The 17577-nt window shown below is 62.5% G+C and carries 18 protein-coding genes; 12 read left to right on the top strand and 6 right to left on the bottom strand.

The genetic code is table 11. The features are described from left to right. The first annotated feature begins 10 nt into the window (after positions 1-10). Together AC58EF_RS17025 and AC58EF_RS17020 are read left to right on the top strand one after the other, a co-directional pair. Positions 11-931, top strand: a complete 921-nt coding sequence (locus AC58EF_RS17025) for a TIGR03619 family F420-dependent LLM class oxidoreductase (protein WP_422247261.1) — start codon at positions 11-13, stop codon at positions 929-931. A gap of 75 nt (positions 932-1006) precedes the next feature. Then, on the top strand, positions 1007-2662 hold the full coding sequence (locus AC58EF_RS17020) for an FAD-dependent oxidoreductase (protein ID WP_497277560.1): 1656 nt from the start codon (positions 1007-1009) through the stop codon (positions 2660-2662). 96 nt (positions 2663-2758) lie between these two features. Here AC58EF_RS17020 and AC58EF_RS17015 read toward each other — a convergent pair whose 3' ends face one another. The 3 genes from AC58EF_RS17015 to AC58EF_RS17005 are packed head-to-tail and all read right to left on the bottom strand — an operon-like array spanning position 2759 to position 5921. Next, positions 2759-3835, bottom strand: a complete 1077-nt coding sequence (locus AC58EF_RS17015) for an LLM class flavin-dependent oxidoreductase (protein ID WP_497277559.1) — start codon at positions 3833-3835, stop codon at positions 2759-2761. A gap of 59 nt (positions 3836-3894) precedes the next feature. Then, positions 3895-4968 (bottom strand): oxygenase, encoded by a 1074-nt coding sequence (locus AC58EF_RS17010; protein WP_497277558.1) that lies wholly within the window; start codon positions 4966-4968, stop codon positions 3895-3897. Between the two features lie 14 nt (positions 4969-4982). Further along, entirely contained in the window at positions 4983-5921 is a 939-nt protein-coding gene (locus tag AC58EF_RS17005; RefSeq protein WP_009823724.1) for a Rieske 2Fe-2S domain-containing protein, read from the bottom strand. Between the two features lie 78 nt (positions 5922-5999). Here AC58EF_RS17005 and AC58EF_RS17000 point away from each other — a divergent pair, with 78 nt between their 5' ends. Beyond that, the gene (locus tag AC58EF_RS17000; protein ID WP_497277557.1) at positions 6000-6653 is read left to right on the top strand and encodes a TetR/AcrR family transcriptional regulator; all 654 of its coding nucleotides are present in this window, start codon (positions 6000-6002) and stop codon (positions 6651-6653) included. Positions 6654-6688: 35 nt separating this feature from the next. Here AC58EF_RS17000 and AC58EF_RS16995 read toward each other — a convergent pair whose 3' ends face one another. From AC58EF_RS16995 to AC58EF_RS16985, 3 genes are all read right to left on the bottom strand, one after another. Further along, a complete protein-coding gene (locus AC58EF_RS16995; protein ID WP_009823722.1) occupies positions 6689-7192 on the bottom strand; it encodes an ester cyclase in 504 nt (167 codons plus the stop codon). Between the two features lie 38 nt (positions 7193-7230). Further along, a complete protein-coding gene (locus AC58EF_RS16990) occupies positions 7231-7548 on the bottom strand; it encodes a 2Fe-2S iron-sulfur cluster-binding protein (RefSeq protein ID WP_066762691.1) in 318 nt (105 codons plus the stop codon). 90 nt (positions 7549-7638) lie between these two features. Next, positions 7639-8928 (bottom strand): sulfotransferase family protein, encoded by a 1290-nt coding sequence (locus tag AC58EF_RS16985; RefSeq protein ID WP_497277556.1) that lies wholly within the window; start codon positions 8926-8928, stop codon positions 7639-7641. Between the two features lie 151 nt (positions 8929-9079). Between AC58EF_RS16985 and AC58EF_RS16980 the strand changes: the two genes are divergently transcribed. The 9 genes from AC58EF_RS16980 to AC58EF_RS16940 all read left to right on the top strand — a co-directional run bounded on the left by AC58EF_RS16980 (position 9080) and on the right by AC58EF_RS16940 (position 17571). After that, positions 9080-9958: a helix-turn-helix domain-containing protein gene (locus AC58EF_RS16980; protein WP_497277555.1), complete on the top strand. Its 879-nt coding sequence runs from the start codon at positions 9080-9082 to the stop codon at positions 9956-9958. A 121-nt stretch (positions 9959-10079) separates the two neighbouring features. Continuing rightward, complete coding sequence (locus AC58EF_RS16975; RefSeq protein WP_497277629.1) at positions 10080-10871, top strand: SDR family NAD(P)-dependent oxidoreductase; 792 nt, start codon at positions 10080-10082, stop codon at positions 10869-10871. A gap of 63 nt (positions 10872-10934) precedes the next feature. After that, entirely contained in the window at positions 10935-11447 is a 513-nt protein-coding gene (locus tag AC58EF_RS16970; RefSeq protein ID WP_497277554.1) for a VOC family protein, read from the top strand. A gap of 4 nt (positions 11448-11451) precedes the next feature. Next, positions 11452-12216, top strand: coding sequence for a tyrosine-protein phosphatase (locus AC58EF_RS16965; RefSeq protein ID WP_009823716.1), 765 nt, complete (start codon positions 11452-11454; stop codon positions 12214-12216). A gap of 106 nt (positions 12217-12322) precedes the next feature. Further along, positions 12323-13516 (top strand): DUF1214 domain-containing protein, encoded by a 1194-nt coding sequence (locus AC58EF_RS16960; RefSeq protein WP_497277553.1) that lies wholly within the window; start codon positions 12323-12325, stop codon positions 13514-13516. Between the two features lie 10 nt (positions 13517-13526). Further along, complete coding sequence (locus AC58EF_RS16955) at positions 13527-13982, top strand: nuclear transport factor 2 family protein (RefSeq protein ID WP_497277552.1); 456 nt, start codon at positions 13527-13529, stop codon at positions 13980-13982. Positions 13983-14043: 61 nt separating this feature from the next. After that, a complete protein-coding gene (locus AC58EF_RS16950; protein ID WP_497277550.1) occupies positions 14044-15126 on the top strand; it encodes a TIGR03857 family LLM class F420-dependent oxidoreductase in 1083 nt (360 codons plus the stop codon). Between the two features lie 2 nt (positions 15127-15128). After that, a complete protein-coding gene (locus tag AC58EF_RS16945) occupies positions 15129-16259 on the top strand; it encodes a phosphotransferase family protein (RefSeq protein ID WP_497277549.1) in 1131 nt (376 codons plus the stop codon). A gap of 124 nt (positions 16260-16383) precedes the next feature. After that, positions 16384-17571 (top strand): sulfotransferase family protein, encoded by a 1188-nt coding sequence (locus AC58EF_RS16940; RefSeq protein ID WP_497277547.1) that lies wholly within the window; start codon positions 16384-16386, stop codon positions 17569-17571. The last annotated feature ends 6 nt before the right edge of the window (positions 17572-17577 follow it).

Raw genomic sequence — 17577 nt, 5'->3', positions numbered from 1 at the left:
GTATCGGTCGATGAAACTGAACGTGGGCGTACCCAACAGCATGCATGTTGCGGCTATGACGCAAGCTTGGGAATATAACCTGACCGGTGACGACATCGGACAGGCGATGGCGACGGCCGATCGACTGGGCTTCAACAAGTGCATGTTGGGCGAACATTTCATCATTCCGCAAGAGCATATCGGCCTGTCGGGCGACCATTATGTCCATGGCACGGTCGCCCTCTCCTTCCTGGCCGGCCGCACCAGGACGATGAAATTAAGCTCTTCGGTGTCGATCCTGCCGCTGCAGAGTCCGATCGTCCAGGCCAAGGCCTGGTCCACCCTCGACTGGCTTAGCGGCGGACGGGCCACGGCCCTGTTCGGGGTCGGCTGGCTGAAGGAAGAGTTCGACATGCTGAATGTCGATTTCCACCAGCGCGGACGCATGGCCGACGAGTATATCGCCGCAATCATCGAATTGTGGACGTCGGAAAAGCCTGAATTTGAAGGCGAATTCGTTCGGTTCGGCAATGTCGGTTTCGCGCCCAAGCCGGTGCAGCAGCCGCGCTTGCCGATCTGGCTCGGGGGCGACGCCGAACCGGTGCTCAGGCGCGTGGCGAAATTCGGCGATGGCTGGTCGCCCTTCCGTACGCCACCGGAAAAATTTCCCGAATGCCTCGATTTCATCCGTTCACAGCCGGAATATGACGGGCGGCCGATCGATCTGTTCTTCGCGCTGGAAATGCTCAATGTCGGCGCCCATCATGAGATCATGGACGATCCGCGCGCACCCGGAACGCGGGATGCGCAAAAGGTCATCGATCAGGTGGGTTGGCTGAAGGAGCTGGGGGTCAATGAAACCATCGTTCCGCTTCCGCCGGGGATATCCGGGCTGACCGAATATCTCGATCGGCTCCAGTGGGTGGCCGAGGAAATCATGCCCAAAATCTGAAAACCTGCCGGGGGAAAGGCGCGGAAGGCTGCGCTTTTCCCTCTTGGTTCTCGAAAGAAGGATCGGGAGGACTTGATGGCCGAATATGATGTTGTGGTGGTGGGATCGGGCGCGGCCGGCATGACGGCCGCGATCAGGGCCGCGTCTGCCGGGCTGTCGGTTCTCGTGTTGGAAAAGGCCGCACATTTCGGTGGCACGACCGCGGTTTCGGGCGGCGGCATCTGGATCCCCGACAGTCCGCAGGCCAGGGCGGCCGGTGTCGAGGACAGCCGCGCCGTGGCGCGCCAATATGTGCTGGACGTCATCGGACCGACGGCCGATCCCGCGCTGATCGACGCCTATCTCGATGCCGGTCCGGAAATGGTGGAATGGCTGGACCAGAACAGCCAGGTGCATTTCCTGCTCTCGCCGCCCAGTAGTGACTGGTATCCAGAAGTCCCGGGCGCGGCCGATCATGGCCGCCTGCTGTCGCCGCAGGAATATGACGGTAAGAAACTGGGCGATCATTTCGCCGATCTTCGTCCCGCGCGCGAGGAGTTCAATGCGCCGGGCGGCTTCATGATCGATCTGTTCGATCTACCCTATCTCGCCGAAATGCCCTCGCCCAAGTCACTGTTCCATTTTGGCAAGTTGGCCGCGAAGTTCGGCCTGGACAAGGTTCGTCGCTATCCGCGCGGCACGCGCCTGACCATGGGTAATGCGCTGGCGGCGCGCCTGATGCGGTCGGCGCTCGATGCCGGTGTGACGCTGCGCAAGGATGCGGCCGTCGACCGGCTGTTGGTCAAGGCAGGCCGGGTCACGGGCGTGCGCGTGAATGGCGAGGATATCGCGGCGAAGCTAAGCGTCCTGCTGGCGTCGGGCGGCTTTTCCGCCAGCGAGCAGCTTCGCAAGGCCTATATCCCCTATGCCGAGGAGCATGTCTCGATCCTGCCCTATGAAAACACTGGCGACGGGATGAATATGGGGCTGGAAGCCGGGGCCTCGCTGGACGGCGACAATCTGGTCAACGCCGTCTGGGCCGTCGTGTCCAAGATGACGCGGCCGGACGGCTATGTCGCGCGCTACGCCCATCTGATCGACATGTCGAAGCCCGGCTGCATCGCGGTCAATGCCAAGGGCGAACGGTTCGGGAATGAAGCCTCCGTCCATTTCGTGGAGGCCATGCACAAGAGCGGCACCGTGCCCGCCCACATCATCGGCGACGCTGCCTTCATAAAGAAATATGGCATGGGCATGGTCTATCCCGGCGGTGGCGGTCTGAAGAAGCTGATCGCGGCGGGCTATGTCATAGAGGCGCCCAGTCTGCGTGAACTGGCCGCGAAGATCGGGGTCGACGCCGATGGCCTGATGGCGACGGTCGCGAAGATGAACCGCTATGCCGAGACGGGCAAGGATCCGGATTTCGGCAAGGGCAACACGCAGATCGACATCGAAATCGGCGATCCCAAGCACAAGCCCAACCCGTGCCTGGGCCGGGTGGAGACGGCGCCCTTCTACGCCATCAAAATCTATCCGGGCGATGGGTCGACGACGGTGGGCCTCAAGATCGACGCGAACTGTCGCGTGATCGGAACCGATGGTGTGCCGGTGGACGGACTGTTCGCGGCGGGGCTCGACGCCAATTCCATCTGGCGCGGCAAGTCGCCGGCCCATGGCTGCAATGTCGGCCCGGCCATGGTGACAGGGTTCATCGCGGGCAAAGCCATGGCCGAGTCACTGGTGCCGGCCTGATCCTTTTCGGATGAGGCGAAACGGCAGAAGCCGGGATCGGGGGTTATCCCTGATCCCGGCTTCTGCCGTTTCAACTTCTGAGATGCCCGCGGGCTGCTACGCCGGTTCGGCAACCATGCCCGCGCGCGCTCGAGCGGTCGCCACCAGCTTGAACAGGCCCGCATTATATTCGGTAAGTTGCTCCATGGTCAGGTCCCGATACGGCGTCATCGGGCAAAGCGAATCCACGACATCCCAAAATGGCTCGATCTTTTCGAGCACTTCGTCCACCGGCCCGCAGGTCACGAAGGCTTCGACCATCTCGTCGGATACATTGCCGATGACCTTGCCGATATCGCCATGCTCGCCCAGGCTGAGCTGGCAAGCGCGGGCCTGATCGCCAAAGCCGATCGCCTCGAAGAAGGGTTCATATTCCTTGTAGCCGGAATAGGCCGCGACGGTGGCGCGGCTGTCGTCGATGGCCTTCTGCCTGTCATCATTGACCGCGATCCACGGCCAGGCGTTGATCTCGATATCCTCGCGCTGGCGGCCATATTTTGCCAGCGTGTCGGTGATGAAGGGAAGGCGGCTCTTGGTATAGGCAGCCGACCAGAGCGCGTGGACCATCAGGCCATCGCCGACCTCCAGCGCAAGCGCGGTCATCTTTTCCTGCAACGCTGCGATCCAGATCGGAATCTCCTCCCGCACCGGGGGGGCAGTCAGCATCATCTCCTCGAAATCGGCGGAGAAATATTCCCCCGCGACGGGATCGAGACCCTTGTGCGCATTGGCGATGACGTAGCGGATCACCTTGATGCTTTCGCGCAGGTGCGACAGCAGCTTGCGTTCCGGCTCCCCATACATGCCCGTGACGCAGCTCTTGATGCTGGAGCCCAGTCCCAGCACGAAACGGCCATTGGAAATGCGATCGACGTCCATCGCCGCATAAGCGGTCTCCACCGGACTGCGCGTTCCCGCGATGGCGACGCCCGTGCCGACCTTCAGGCTGTCGGTCAGCGCGGCGGTAGCGGCCATCGGCACGAAGGGCGGCCCGTAGATTTGTAGCGAAAAGCAGCCTTCGAAACCCGCCTGTTCCATTTGCTGGCCGATGCCCGCCATGGCGGGGGCGGGCAGGGTGGGCATGACGGCCCACCAGCGGCGTTCACCGCCGACGGCATTGACAAGCTTGGACATGGGGTCTCCGAAAAGAAAAAAGAGCGGACGTTGCCGTCCGCCCATGGGGAGAGATCAGATCAGAACTGGAACAGTTCCTTGCGCAGGCCGATAATGTCGCTGCAATCGGCGCTGACATTGTCACGATAGGCGAAATCGCCCTTCGCCTGCCGGTCCGCCAGCTCCATCATCGCCATGCGATAGCGCTGCCCGGCCTGGTCGAACTTGCTGTGCAGGTCCTTGCGGTCGGTGTGGCGCATGTAGCGCGGGCTTTGCGGGGACGTCATATAGCTGTCCTGCCGCGACACCTTGTAGCCCGCTTTGGGCATGACATGGCGGAACATCAGCCCCGCATTGGACGTGTTCATGACCATTTCCATCCGCGTGCGGTCCCGCGTTTCGGGCGTGCAGGGGTGGAACAGAGGCACATCGTCGCCGGGGCTGAACCGGCCATAGGCGATGGCGCAGTGCGAGCGCAGATAGATGCGGATCACCTGCCGCACATTCTGGGTCGGCTGCTTGATGCCGCTGAAGAACTTCATGACCGGCGCGACCGACTTGTTGACGCAGGTGCGGACCATCGTGACGGTCTCGCTGTCGTAGAAAGTTTCCACCGTTTCGCTGTCCGAGCGTTCGTCGCCTACGACGTCGGCGTGCAGGAAGTCGGCATGGGTCAGGTCGATCAGATTTTCCAGGCTGATCGGCGCCGAGCTTTCGAAGCGGACGGTCGCGGTCATGTGGCGCGGCAGGCCGCCCTTGGGCGGGAGGAAGGGCAGGCTGGGCAAATGGCGGGGATCGGCGGCCAGCGGATTGCCGAACCATACCCAGACGACGCCATAATGCTCCATCACCGGATAGCGGCCTTGGGCGTTGGTGAACTCGCTCTTGTCGCGGGCGATCCGCTCATTGGGATGGAACTCGCTCGCCACGGCAACGCCATTGTCGCGCCACAGGAAGATGGGGTGTGAATAGACGGCGCGACGGACGGGCTTGCCAGTCACGGAATAATCATGCGCTACCGGAAACCAGCTGTCGCGCATCACCAGATTATGCGGCACCCAGCGGTTGATGGCATTCAGCGCGATCGGGCTGCCACCCGATGGCGCGGCGGAATTATCGTCGTGCGAGACGGGACGATCGGCGGTTTCGAGCATCTTCAAATCCTCCTTCAGGCCGCTACGGTCTGATCATGGGTCGCTGGCGTGGTTTCCAGCATCACCTTGCGCAAGTCCTCGCCATGCAGCGAGACGGTGGGCTTGGTGGCGCGCAATTTCGATCCGTCAACCGACGCGAGAACCGACAACGGATTGATCCCGCGCAGCACGGCGCCCCGCACGCCTGGATGGCGCACGCCCAGTTCGGCGCGCCAGCGTACCGCCGTCACGCCCCGCGCCGAAGGCACGGGCGAGAGGACGGCATGGAGCAGATCGTTGAACTGGTCGTCACGCAGCGTCAGTTGCGTTTCGCCGGTCAGCGGATGGGTGCGCGTCAGCAGGGTGAGCGGAAATTCGGCCACGAAGTGCGACGGCCAATGCAGCGGATGCCACTGGCAGTTGCGCTCCATCACCAGCAGGCCGTTTTCCTCGTGCAGTTCCGACATCAGATAGGGGCTGAAGCGGACACCACGGATCGACAGGATCAGGCTGGGATCATCATAGAGAGCGTTGAGATATTCCTGATGGCTGCAACTGACGTTGACGGTGCCGACATAGGTATATTTCGGGTCGGCGCTGAGCGGCGCCTGCGCCTTGGGGTTGAGGCAGACCCGCACGAAGCCGGCCTGTTCGGTCACCGCAAAGGCATTGGCCTTGTAAATCGGCGGGAATTTCTGCTGATCCTTCATGTTCGGGATTTCTTTGAGCCGCCCCGTCTCGCCGTCATAGCTCCAGCCATGATAGCCGCACTGGATCTGGCCATTGTCCCGGATGCAGCCGAGCGACAGTGGCGCGCGACGATGCGGGCAGCGATCCTCCAGCGCGCGGGCGATACCCTGATTGTCGCGCCACAACACGACCGGCTGATCGCCGATGTCGACGGACAGGGGCTTTTGAGAGGTCACTTCCTCGGACCGTGCGACAGCCCACCAAAGATCAGAATCGAGACTCATAGCGCTATCCACTCTCCTTTCGATTAAATTGACGGATGACAATTTATATGTCAACGTCTTTTCGCTATGGATTTGCTGATGCTCGATCGCCCCCTGCGCACACGCGGTCGCCCCGCGCTCAACGCCGCCCAGGCCGTGGACGAGGACAAGCTACTGGGTCTGGCCTTCGCGACCTTCGCGGAACGCGGCTATGAGGGCACGACGTTGCGTGATCTGTCGAAGCGGCTGGGGGTCAGTCACAATCTCCTGAATGTCCGGTTTGGCCGGAAGGAGGATTTGTGGGTACGCGCGGTCGACTGGCGGATGGCGCAGGCCTCGCCCTTAGTCGAAGCCGCCTTTGACGAACCGGCTGATCCGGAAGTTCGGCTGCGCCATCTGATCCAGCGTTTCTGCCTCTGGGCGACGAACAATGGCGATATCGTGTCGCTGACCAATGTGGAAGGTTGCCGTTCGACTTGGCGGCTGGATCATATCGTCGAACATTTCGTGCTGCCGTTCCAGAAACGGCTCGATGGCCTGCTCGACGCGGTGCGGCTCCAGCGGCCGGTTCATGGCTTGTCGACGGCCGCATTGATGGCGTTGCTGGTGCAGGGGGTCGGCTATTATTTCTGCGCCGTGCCGATGCAGGAACGGCTGGGGGCTGGGCGGGAAGTGGATGATGTCCATGCCGCCGAACATGCGGACAGGCTGGCCGCCTTCCTGCTCGCTGCCCTCCTTCCGCCGGTCGCCTGACCGGAGCGGAAGAAGAACAGTAGCACATCTGTTGTTTACTTGTAGGGGTCGACCGGCTGAGGGACTTCCACTACGCCGATGTCTTTCAGCATGGTCAGCACGTCGGAAATGCTGAAGATGCTGACGATCTTGTCGTCCTTGAACTTGACGATCGAGAACCAGTTCACCTGGAACTCGTTGCCGGTCGGCTGCACGCCCATATAGGGACCGCCGACATGCTTGCAATAGTGGGTGGCGTAGATCCAGATCTCGTCGTCGCCCTTGCCGACCGCGTCGATGGTCTTGTAAGCGGCGGGGAAGAAGGTCTTGTAGAGCGCGACCGGCGAGGTCTTCCACTCTTCATAGGTGCCCAGATCCGGCCGGTTGGGGTTGCCGTACCGGAAATCGGGATGGAAAAACCGATCCATGCCGTCAAAATCGCCGGCGTTCAGGGTTTCCTGCAGGTCGGTCCAATGCTTGACCATCTGCTTCTGCTTGTCGGTCAGCACGGTCGAATCCGACACGTCCAGCTGTTCACGAATATCTTCTTTCCAGGCCACGATAGTCCTCTCTCATACATTCAGGATTGGTGTTGTGCTCAGTCTTCAGGAGCGATGGTGATCGTAAGGCCCGATAGGGCTTCCGTCATCATGACCTGACAGGACAGGCGTGAATAGTCGTTGCGGTGCGGCGATCCATCCAGCAGATCGCTTTCGTCGTCCGATACCGGGGGCAGGGATTGAGCGAAGGCGGGGTCGACATAGACATGGCATGTCGCGCAGGAACAGCAGCCGCCACACAGCGCCAGCAACTCATCGAAACCGGAATCTCTTATGGCTTCCATTACCGAGCTATCCGCGGATGCATTGATCGTCTGCTGTGCGCCGTCACGGGTAATGACATTCAATTCGGGCATGGCATTCCTCTGGTGGAATCGAAAGTAATGCCCCGTCCTAATCAGGGGGCGGTGATTTCTATCCTGTCGAAAGGCAGGTCGTGAACTCTGCTATTTCACCTCGACCTGCACCGGGAACCGCTCGAAATAGAAAGCGAACGGACGGCGCAATTCCTCGCCGGTCACATGGAAATCGCGCTCCAAATCGTAGACGATCTTGCCCTTGGCCTGCTCGCCATGTTCGGCCAGATAGTCGTGCAGGTCGGCTAGAGCCTCATCGGTCAGCGGGATGCCGGCAATGCGATAAATCTCCTGCAGGATCGGATCAGGATTCCTGATCCAGTCATGAAAATAGACGTCGATCGTCTGGTCGGGGGGCAGGATGTCGCGATCCCGCACGCAGGCGCGGAGCAGCTTTTCATAGCGGTCGGGCCAGTAGCCGAGCGGCTCTTGAATATCGATCGTCTTGCGGAACATGCGCGCCGCATAGCTGTACATGGTGAGCTGGGACCGGATGGACCCGACCGGATCGCGATGGGTCAGGACGAAGGTAGCGTCGGGAAAGGTCTTATAGAGGGCGGGCAACTGCTCCATATGCTGCGGGCATTTGATGACCCAGCGGTTCGGTCCGTTCAGGAAGGTCAGGACCTGGAGGCCCTTCTTCAGATAGGCATAGGTGCCCGACTGGTCGTGGCTCAGATAATAGTCGCGCCAGCGCGGCACATGCGCCAGCCACTCGATCAGATAGGAGGAGAAATCGACCGCCTGAAGCTCGATATCCTCGCTGATATGATCGGGCGAAAATTCGTGCATGATCGCCATATAAGGCAGGATGGATTCCATCATCCGCCAGCCCTGTTCCGCCTTGGTCCAGCGCGGATTGCTGTCCTCGTCCGTCGGGGTTTCGTCCGGGGCGGGAACCGGCGCGATCGCTTCCCACCAGGGCAGCGAGCGGAAGCGGCGATCGGCCGACAGCAGGCCGAGCAGATGCGTCGTGCCCGATCGGGGAAGGCCCGCGACGATGATCGGCCGGTCGATCTGGATGTCCAATATCTCCGGGTGGCGCTTCACCATGTCCTCGATCCGCAGGCGGGTCGCGGCGAAGCGGATCATCATCAGGAACAGGTTGGCGCGCGTGACGGCGGATGCGTTGTCGTCCTCGTCCACCGCCTGGCACCAGACGGCCAGCCGCTCGCGAAAATCCTCCGCGCCGAAATCCGACAGCCCGGTCTGCGCCTGCGCCGCAGTTAGGATTGCGGTCGGCTTCAGCACGATCTGGTCCGCCGCCGCTTCGGCCCCGGCGATTACCTGCTTCTGGACATCGGTTAGCACGGGGTGATGCAGGTCGGTAATGTCGATGATGTTACGGCTCGCGGCCTCTTCCTGCACGGCACTGCCCATGCTGCTCTCCTCTTTTCGATGCGCCATCTAAAAGCGCGGACCCTTTCTTCCGCAAGGTGCGTAGCCATCGCCGCTGCGCCAAATGGTCCCCAAAAGCGCCATGCTATGCAGCGATGGTATCGCGACAGGCGAAACTGTTCGGAGAGGTTGGATGAACGCTGTTTCCCACGTCTATGATCTGCCCGTCACGCCGACCATGGAATGCACGGTCCGGGGTCGGATCGCGCTGCCCGGCGTCGTGATGGAATTGCATCATTATCGCTTCCGCGGCCAGCAGGGCGGGGTCTTTTCGTCGCCGCGCAGCTTTCTCGATCTTGCGCTATCCCCTCGCCCGGGTCGTCCTTGCGGCGGTTATGGCGGGATGGAACCGGGCAGGGCCAGCGCCCTGGGCGACGTGCTGTTCGTTCCGGCGCGAAGCGAACTGCATACCGAGTGGGGCGAGGGTGAGCAGACATCCATATGCTGCGGCTTCGACGGGATGGGCTTCGATCATGACGAGCCGGACCTGTCGAGCGACGCGTTGCAGGCCTCGCTCGACGTGCGCAGCCCCGCCGTGCGCGAAGCTCTGCGGAGCATTGCGGGCGAGATTGCGCAACCCGGCTTTTGCAGCGAGATACTGACGCAGGCGATATGGCTTCAGGCCGCGATCGAATTGCAGCGCTATCTGCGCGGTTCGGTGCGCGCTAGCGATACGAGGGGAGGGGGCATGTCCCGTACTCAGCTTCAACGCATCGACGATCGCGTCGAACAGCCGGGGAAACCCCCGTCCGTCGCCGAACTGGCGGCCGAATGCGGCCTTTCCACCCGCCATTTCTTCCGCCAGTTCAAGATCGCCACAGGGCAGACGCTCACCCGCTACGTCGCCGACCGCAAGATCAGCCGGGCGAAGCAGTTGTTGCGTCAGGCTAGTCCGGCGATCAAGGTTATCGCCTGGGATTGCGGCTTCGACAGCCCGGCCGCCTTTTCGGCGGCCTTCCGCAAGGCGACCGGACTGACGCCGCGGCAATTCCGAGAGGGCGTGATGCATTGAAGCCAAGGCCGTTTCGCGATGGCATTGGCACGATCGAGAAACTGGGGCCGCTTGTTCATCGGCCCGGTCGCCAGCAATGTTGCGCCAAAGCGCCGCCGCCGTTCGAGCGGCCATCGGGAGAATGGACGTGCCGGAAAATCTGTTCGATCTGAGCGGCAAGGTGGCGCTGGTCACGGGCGCTAATTCGGGGCTGGGTTTCGGCTTTGCCCGTGGCCTTGCCCGTGCCGGCAGCGACGTCATCCTCTGGGGGCGGCGGGCCGACAGGAATGAAGAGGCGGCGGCGGCGTTGCGAGCGCATGGGGTGCGGGTCTTCGCCGATGTCGTCGATGTGTCCAGCGAGCCCGCGATCGTCGCCGGCTTCGCCCGCGCGCTCGATGCCATGGGCCGGGTCGACACGGTGGTCGCCAATGCGGGCATTGCCAGCCGAGTGCCGTTCACCGACATGGACGTCGCCACCTATCGCAAGCTGATCGACGTCAATCTCGACGGCGCCGTCTTCACCCTGCGGGAGGGCGCGCGGCACATGAAGGCGCGCGCGGAAGCCGGCGACCCTGGCGGTTCGCTGATCATCTGCGGCAGCGGCTCGATCTTCCAGGGCGTGCCGACCATGGCCCATTACGGCATCGCCAAGGGCGCGCTCAACGCCCTTGGCAAGGCGCTGGCGGCCGAACTCGGTCCGATCGGCGTGCGCTGCAACGTCATCGCGCCGGGTTTCATCGAAACCGAAATGACATTTGCCGATCCGGAGGTCGGCAAGATGATCGCAGACGTGGTCTCAGCGAAGGCCCCGCTCGGGCGGGCGGGCAAGCCGTCCGATCTGGAAGGCGCGGTCGTCTATCTCGCGAGCGATATGGCGGCCTACCACACCGGCGACACACTGGTCGTGGACGGCGGCAAGATGTCCGCCAACTGACCGAGCGGCAGGTGCCGCGCCGGGCTTTTACGGCCTGACTGTCGATATTAGCAGGAGATATGCATGTTCGCCCGGCCCCACAGCCAGCATTGCCAGGTCGCCTATGTCACCAACGATCTCGACGCGGCGATGGCCACGCTCAAGGACGCTTATGGCACACCCGGCTTCTTCGAATTATCGAACATCCAGCCCGGCGAAGATCCGACCGGCAAGCCAGTGCTCAAGATCGCGCTGGCGGTGGTCGGCGGCGTCGAGGTCGAACTGATCGAGCCGGTGGGCGACACGGCCCCCTTGTTCAGCGATTTTCTGCCCGAGGGCAACGATCTGGCCATTCGCTTTCATCATGTCGCGACCCGGATCGACGGACCGCTTGCCCATTGGGACGCCCATGTCGCTTCGCTCGACCTGACGCGGCACCCGGTCGTGTTCGAAGGCGCGCTGCGCGACTCGCTGCGCTATATCTACACCGACGAGCGCGCGACGCTGGGCCATTATGTCGAGCATGTCTGGATGGCGCCCGACCTTCTGGCGCAGATGCGTGCCGTCGTCCCTACCTATCCGCCCGTGAAGGACTGACTGTATGACCATCGCCCTGTCCCGCCTCAATTTCCGCGACATTGGAGGCCTGCCGACCGCGGACGGAGGGCAGGTCCGGTCCGGCATCCTGTTCCGCTCCGAAGGGCCGGCGAGTTTCTTCGAGGATCATCATGCGGAGCTGTCGGATCTTGGCTTCCGCTCGGTGGCGGACCTCCGATCGACGATCGAAAGGGATGCGGCGCCGCATGGCTGGTGCGGCCCGGATTGCCGTATGCTCGACCTCGACATGAACACCGACCTGCGCGCGCAGGGCGAGGACATGTGGCTGTCGCTCGGTCGTGAGCCGACCGCCGCGCGCGCCGTCGAGGTGATGACGCACAATTATGGCCTAATGCCGCAGGCCTTTCTGCCACACCTGTCGCGGATGGTCGATGCGCTGCTGGCGCAGGACACGCCGATGCTGGTCCATTGCACCGCGGGTAAGGACCGGACCGGCGTCGTCGTCGCCCTGTTCCTCGACCTGCTCGCCGTGCCGCGTCCCATGATTATGGAGGATTATCGCAAGTCCGACATATTCGGCCAGAATCTGCGCGTGTCGGGTCATCTCAAGCGCGATCTGCAAAACACCTTCGGCTTCGTGCCGCCCGACGACATGGTGGCCATCCTGATCGGCGTTCAGGATGATTTTCTCCTGAGCGCGCTCGATATGGTCGCGACGCGATGGGGCGGCATTGAAGGGTATTTCGAGGCGGCAGGCGTCGACGCGGAACGGCGTGCTGCGCTGAGGCAATTGCTTGCCACAGACTAGGCGGGAAATCTGCGCTGGGCTGCCAGCCGTCCTCGCCGGGCTTTTGCTGCCGGGCGGGATCGCCCGGGCGTCCGCCGTCGACCGGAAGAATATGGTGGAGAATGAGATGAGCGACAACGGCATTTTCGAATGGGAAGATCTGCTCGACCAGCTTCGTCCGCTGGGCCAGTTGATGCGCGATCGTATCCCGGAAAGGTTGCGCAGCGATCCGCGCGTCATGCAGGAATCGATGCGGCTGCTGCTGTCGGGCGTGCTGCGCACGAGCAACGACGCGATCATGCATGATCGCAGTCACCCGATCTTCGTACCCGAACTCAATATCTGCCAGAATATCTTTCAGCCCAATGCGGACACCATTTACAAGGCGGCGCTGATCGAAAAGGGCGGCACCTATCGCATCCGGGGCGATCGCGGCACGACACGAATGATGATCCTGGCCCAGCTCGGCCCGGACACGCTGCGCACAGGGCAGCATCATCCCGCGCAGGACGCCAATGATTTCAACGATCTGCATATCGGGGCTGACGGGACGTTCGATGTCATCCTCTCACCGACCCGTCCGGCCGACTATGATGGCGACTGGTGGGAACTGAAACCCGCGACCGAGAAGCTGATGGTTCGGATCGTCGCCTGCGACTGGGGCGTCGAGCGCGAACCGCGCTTCGGCATCGTGCGCCTGGACGCCGATCACGCCGCCAAGGGACGCCCCACGCTGGCGCAACTGTCGCATCGCTTTGCAGAAATCCCCTCCACCGCGGCTGTCTGTGCGCTGGCCTTCCCAGACAAGGTGCAGAAACTGCGCGACGAGGGGCTGATCAACACGCTGAAGGTCGTAGACTTCTCGCAGATGTCGGGTCTTGCCCGGCAATCCTATTATGAAGGCTCATACGAACTGGCCGATGACGAGGCGTTGATCACCGAGGTGCAGATCCCCAGGGAAGTTGACTACTGGTCGCTGATCCTGACCAACGAACTTTATGAGACGACCGACTGGTATCACAACCAGTCCAGCCTCAACGCGGCGCAGGCCGTGCTCGATGGCGACGGCTATTTCCGCGCCGTCATTTCCGCGCGCGACCCGGGCGTCCACAACTGGCTCGACACGTCGGGCTATGCCAGCGGCGCGGTACAGGGGCGCTGGTTCAACACCGACGAGCGGCCCACGCCGACGATGAAGAAGGTCAAGTTGGCCGACGTGCGCAGCCATCTCCCTGCCGACACCGTGCTGGTGACACCGGATGCGCGCGCGGAAGCGATCCGCCAACGCACCCTCCGCGCGCACACGCGCATCATCTGGTGATGAGGACTAAATGAGCGACGAACTGACCATTCTGCTCGACTATGAGGCGATCCGCAACGTGAAGGCGCGCTATTGCCGCTTTCTCGACACCAAGGACTGGGACGGCTTCCTCTCCCTGTTCACGCCCGATGCGGTGCTGGATGTCGAGGAGGATACTGGCAACCCGCCGATGAGCGGGCACGCCGCGATATTGGAGCAGGTGCGCTCCGCAGTCATCGACGCACGATCGGCGCATCAGATTCATTCGTCGGAAATCGACCTGCGCGGGGACGAGGCGGATATGATCACGGCGATGCAGGACCGGGTGGTCTGGGCGCCGGGCAAATGCCCTATCCCCGGCGGCCAGTCGATCACCGGTTTCGGCCATTATACGGAACGCTATGTGCGTCGGGATGGACAGTGGAAAATCGCTGCGCTCAAGCTCACGCGTCTCTATGTCGAGGTGCACCCCGGACCTGTCGTTTGACAGGTTGCCAATGCTCCTCCCACCGGCAATGCAGTAGCCGATATTTGAGAGGACATGAGGAATGACGATGGCGGTGGAACCGGGCGCACAGGCACTTTTCGACAAGTTCGGCACCTATATCCTGCCCGGCCGCGTCAACGATCCACGTCGCGGCATCGACGAAGCGAAGGAGGCGGAGCGCATCGGCCTTGGCTGCGTGTGGATTTCCGAACGCTATGCGCTCAAGGAACCGGCGGTGCTGGCGGGCGCGGTGGCCGAGGCTACGTCGAAGATTCGCATCGCCGGCACCATGTATGCGACGATGCGCCATCCGCTCGTCACGGCGAGCGTCGCCGACATGATGCAGGCGATGAGCGGCGAGCGCTTCCGCCTGATGTTCGCGCGGGCCGTGCCGGCCTATATGAAAATGCTCGGTTCGCCGCCGATCACCATGGAACGGCTGGCCGATCTGATCTCGATCTGTCGGCGTCTCTGGGCGGGCGAGAAGATCGATTATGAGGGCGTGCTGGGCAAATTCCCCGCCATCAGCCTCACCGATCGTCATGGCGGCACGCCGCCGCCGATCATCTTTACCGCGATCGGGCCCAAGAGCCTGGAATTTGCCGGCGAACATTGCGATGGTGTGCTGTTGCATCCCTTCGTGTCGGCGCAGGGGGTGAAGAACAGCGCGAAGATTGTCCGCGACGCGGCCGAAAAGGCCGGCCGTGATCCCATGTCCGTGCGCATCTATCACAATATCATCGTCGCCCCGGACCTGCCCAAGGATGAGGAGGAGGCCGTCGTCGGCGGCCGCGCCATCACTTATTTCGAACTGCCCGGCTTTGGCGATCTGATCGTCGACATCAATGGCTGGGACAAGAAGGTGCTGGAGGATATCCGCGCCCATCCCAAGATTGCGGGCCTGAACGGCAAGCCGGCGGATCAGGCCTATACGCGGCAGGAACTGGTCGATGTCAGTCGTCTCATTCCGCAGCAATGGCTGGATGAAGGCGCTGCCGTGGGGACCGCAGCCCAGTGCGCCGACCAGCTAATGGCCTTTCTGGACGCGGGCGCCGATGAAATCCTGCTGCACGGCTCGTCGCCCAAGGATATGGGGCCACTCACCACAGAACTGAAGCGCGCGCTGGCGGGGAAGGGGCTGTAATCATGGAATTGCTGACTCCCGATCGTATCACCGTCCAGTTACAAGACTGGCTGGCGGGCGAAAAGCCCGAATGGCGCGACATCCGCGTTCGTCCGCTTGATGTGACGCTGGGCGCTGGCTTTTCGGCCGACATCTTCTTCGTCGACGTCGATTATGTCGATCCGGCTGGTCCCCAGAGCCAGACGCTCGTGGTTCGCCGTCAGCCGATGGATCTGGAAGTGGTGTTCGGCAGCAGCCTGGCGCTGCAGGGCAAGATGATGGCGGCGCTCGACGCGCGGGGCGACCTGCCCGTGCCACCGTGGATCGGTATGCATCTGGAACCCGATATTCTCGGCCTGCCTTTCCTCGTCATGGGCAAGGTGGAAGGGGAATGCGCCAAGCAGAAGCCCAACTATAATCTGGAGGGCTGGCTGGTCGAGATGAGCCCGGCGCAGCGACGGCAAAGCTTCACGAACGCCATCAACGCCTTTGCCAGCCTGGCGAAGATCGACTGGCGCGATGGCTTTGAATTTCTCGCCCAGCCTGAAAATGGGCAGCCAGGGCTTGATCAATATGTCGGCGCGCTCGAAGCGTGGCACAAGGCGGCCGGCCGAGGCCGCGCCATGCCCATCGTGGATGCAGCCATGGCCTATGTGCGCGCCAACATGCCGGCCGTTGCGGGGGTGAATGTGCTGTGGGGCGATCCCACGCCATCGAACGTGATGTTTTCCGCCGATGGTCAGGTCAACGCGCTGATCGACTGGGAACTCGCGGCGCTGGGACCGGCCGAGCTTGACCTCGCCTGGTGGCTCTATTTCGACGATCTGTTCGGCCGTCGCTTCGGCATCACTCGGCTGGAAGGCCTGCCGACCAGGGATGAGACGATCGCCATCTGGGAAGCGGCAAGCGGCCAGAAGGCCGGGCATCTCGATTATTATGACATCGTTGCGGCGCTCCGTATGGCGCTGGTCGCCGTGGGCGCCTTCGACCGGCAGGTCGGCATCGGCAATATCCCCGCGACCAACAAATCGCTCAACGACAATTTCATGACCCTGTATCTGGCTGAAAAGCTGGGGTTGCCTATCCCCGAACTCGGACCGGATTTCGTAGCCTTCATGAAGAATCTAACGCCGGTGGAAGACAAGGCGGCCTGAAAACGGGCCGCTGCGTGTAAAAGCGAATTGCCCGCTTGACCGATGCCCCAATCAATAAATATACAGTGTGGAATAATAAAATGGAGAGGTGAGTCATGCGGCAGTGGCCGGTCGAAGGGCATTCATGAAAAGCGCTGTCGCAGAGCGCGCGCCGCTTTCCGCCGATGCACTGATCGCGGAAGCGCGCGCCGTGACCGGACTGTCGGACTTTGGATCGGACCTGTCCTTCATGACCGGCTTTCGTCGGCTGGTCGATGCAGTCGAGGCGATGGACCCGTCCGCCCAGTTACGCGAGACCGCGCATCACAAAATCGTCGGCCTGCTCGCGACCCGGCTGCGCTTCGCCGAAGACGAACGGCTGCATCCTGACATCGTGGCGCAGGATGTGGGCGACCCGCTGATCGTCTGCGGCCTGCCGCGCACCGGGACGACGATCACATACGACCTGCTTTGCCTCGATCCGGCGGCCCGGGCGCCGCGCGAATGGGAATGGTATATCCCCTGGCCGGCGCCGGAAATATCCAGTTTCGACAGCGATCCGCGCATCGCGCAGGTGCAGGCCATCTATGAAAACTGGCTGAAGCACGCGCCGCAACTGGCCGACATCCAGCGGATGGATTGCACCCAGCCGGGCGAGTGCAACCATGGCATGATGCTGCATTTCGCCAGCACCAATTTCCCGGCCGAACTGGGCGTGCCCGCCTTTGCCCGATGGCTGCAGGACGTCGTGCCAGAAGGGCAATATCGCACCCACAAGCGGATGCTCCAGCACTTCCAGTGGAAAGGGCCAAGGGGCCGTTGGACGCTGAAATCGCCGCAGCATCTCATGGACCTGCCGGGCCTGGTGGAAACCTATCCGGGCGCGATGCTGATGTGGACGCATCGCGATCCGGTGCTGACCCTTTCTTCGCTGTCGAGCATGATCGCCGGCTTCTTGGCCGCGGTCGGCGGCGCCAATGATCTTCAGGCGATCGGCCGCTCGGTCGTCGATACCTGGTGCGCGGGGTTGGCGCGAGCGACGCAGGCCCGTGCCAACGATGCAGCGATCGAGGGCCGCATCCTGGACCTCGCCCATCGCGATATCGTCGCTGACCCGATGGCGACGATTGAGCGCATCTACGACCGGTTCGGCCTGCCATTCACCGACCCCCATCGTGACCGCATCGTGGAGTTCCTGACGAACAATCCTGCCGCCAGCCGCCTCGGTAAGCACAGGCACAGCCCCGACCAGTTCGGCATCGATCCGGGCGAGGTGCATGAACGGCTCGCCGACTATTATGCGCGCTACGGCCATCTGTTCGACCGCGCCTGACCCCCT

The sequence above is a fragment of the Sphingobium sp. WR1 genome (assembly GCF_059693745.1).
This window is presented reverse-complemented; position numbering and strand designations above follow the sequence as displayed.

Excerpts from the sequence above, each read along its gene's own strand:
- AC58EF_RS17025 (WP_422247261.1), top strand. The coding sequence starts at position 11 with ATGAAACTGAACGTGGGCGTACCCAACAGCATGCATGTTGCGGCTATG.
- AC58EF_RS17020 (WP_497277560.1), top strand. The coding sequence starts at position 1,007 with ATGGCCGAATATGATGTTGTGGTGGTGGGATCGGGCGCGGCCGGCATG.
- AC58EF_RS17015 (WP_497277559.1), bottom strand. The coding sequence starts at position 3,835 with ATGTCCAAGCTTGTCAATGCCGTCGGCGGTGAACGCCGCTGGTGGGCC.
- AC58EF_RS17010 (WP_497277558.1), bottom strand. The coding sequence starts at position 4,968 with ATGCTCGAAACCGCCGATCGTCCCGTCTCGCACGACGATAATTCCGCC.
- AC58EF_RS17005 (WP_009823724.1), bottom strand. The coding sequence starts at position 5,921 with ATGAGTCTCGATTCTGATCTTTGGTGGGCTGTCGCACGGTCCGAGGAA.
- AC58EF_RS17000 (WP_497277557.1), top strand. The coding sequence starts at position 6,000 with ATGCTCGATCGCCCCCTGCGCACACGCGGTCGCCCCGCGCTCAACGCC.
- AC58EF_RS16990 (WP_066762691.1), bottom strand. The coding sequence starts at position 7,548 with ATGCCCGAATTGAATGTCATTACCCGTGACGGCGCACAGCAGACGATC.
- AC58EF_RS16985 (WP_497277556.1), bottom strand. The coding sequence starts at position 8,928 with ATGGGCAGTGCCGTGCAGGAAGAGGCCGCGAGCCGTAACATCATCGAC.
- AC58EF_RS16980 (WP_497277555.1), top strand. The coding sequence starts at position 9,080 with ATGAACGCTGTTTCCCACGTCTATGATCTGCCCGTCACGCCGACCATG.
- AC58EF_RS16975 (WP_497277629.1), top strand. The coding sequence starts at position 10,080 with ATGGACGTGCCGGAAAATCTGTTCGATCTGAGCGGCAAGGTGGCGCTG.
- AC58EF_RS16970 (WP_497277554.1), top strand. The coding sequence starts at position 10,935 with ATGTTCGCCCGGCCCCACAGCCAGCATTGCCAGGTCGCCTATGTCACC.
- AC58EF_RS16965 (WP_009823716.1), top strand. The coding sequence starts at position 11,452 with ATGACCATCGCCCTGTCCCGCCTCAATTTCCGCGACATTGGAGGCCTG.
- AC58EF_RS16960 (WP_497277553.1), top strand. The coding sequence starts at position 12,323 with ATGAGCGACAACGGCATTTTCGAATGGGAAGATCTGCTCGACCAGCTT.
- AC58EF_RS16955 (WP_497277552.1), top strand. The coding sequence starts at position 13,527 with ATGAGCGACGAACTGACCATTCTGCTCGACTATGAGGCGATCCGCAAC.
- AC58EF_RS16950 (WP_497277550.1), top strand. The coding sequence starts at position 14,044 with ATGACGATGGCGGTGGAACCGGGCGCACAGGCACTTTTCGACAAGTTC.
- AC58EF_RS16945 (WP_497277549.1), top strand. The coding sequence starts at position 15,129 with ATGGAATTGCTGACTCCCGATCGTATCACCGTCCAGTTACAAGACTGG.
- AC58EF_RS16940 (WP_497277547.1), top strand. The coding sequence starts at position 16,384 with ATGAAAAGCGCTGTCGCAGAGCGCGCGCCGCTTTCCGCCGATGCACTG.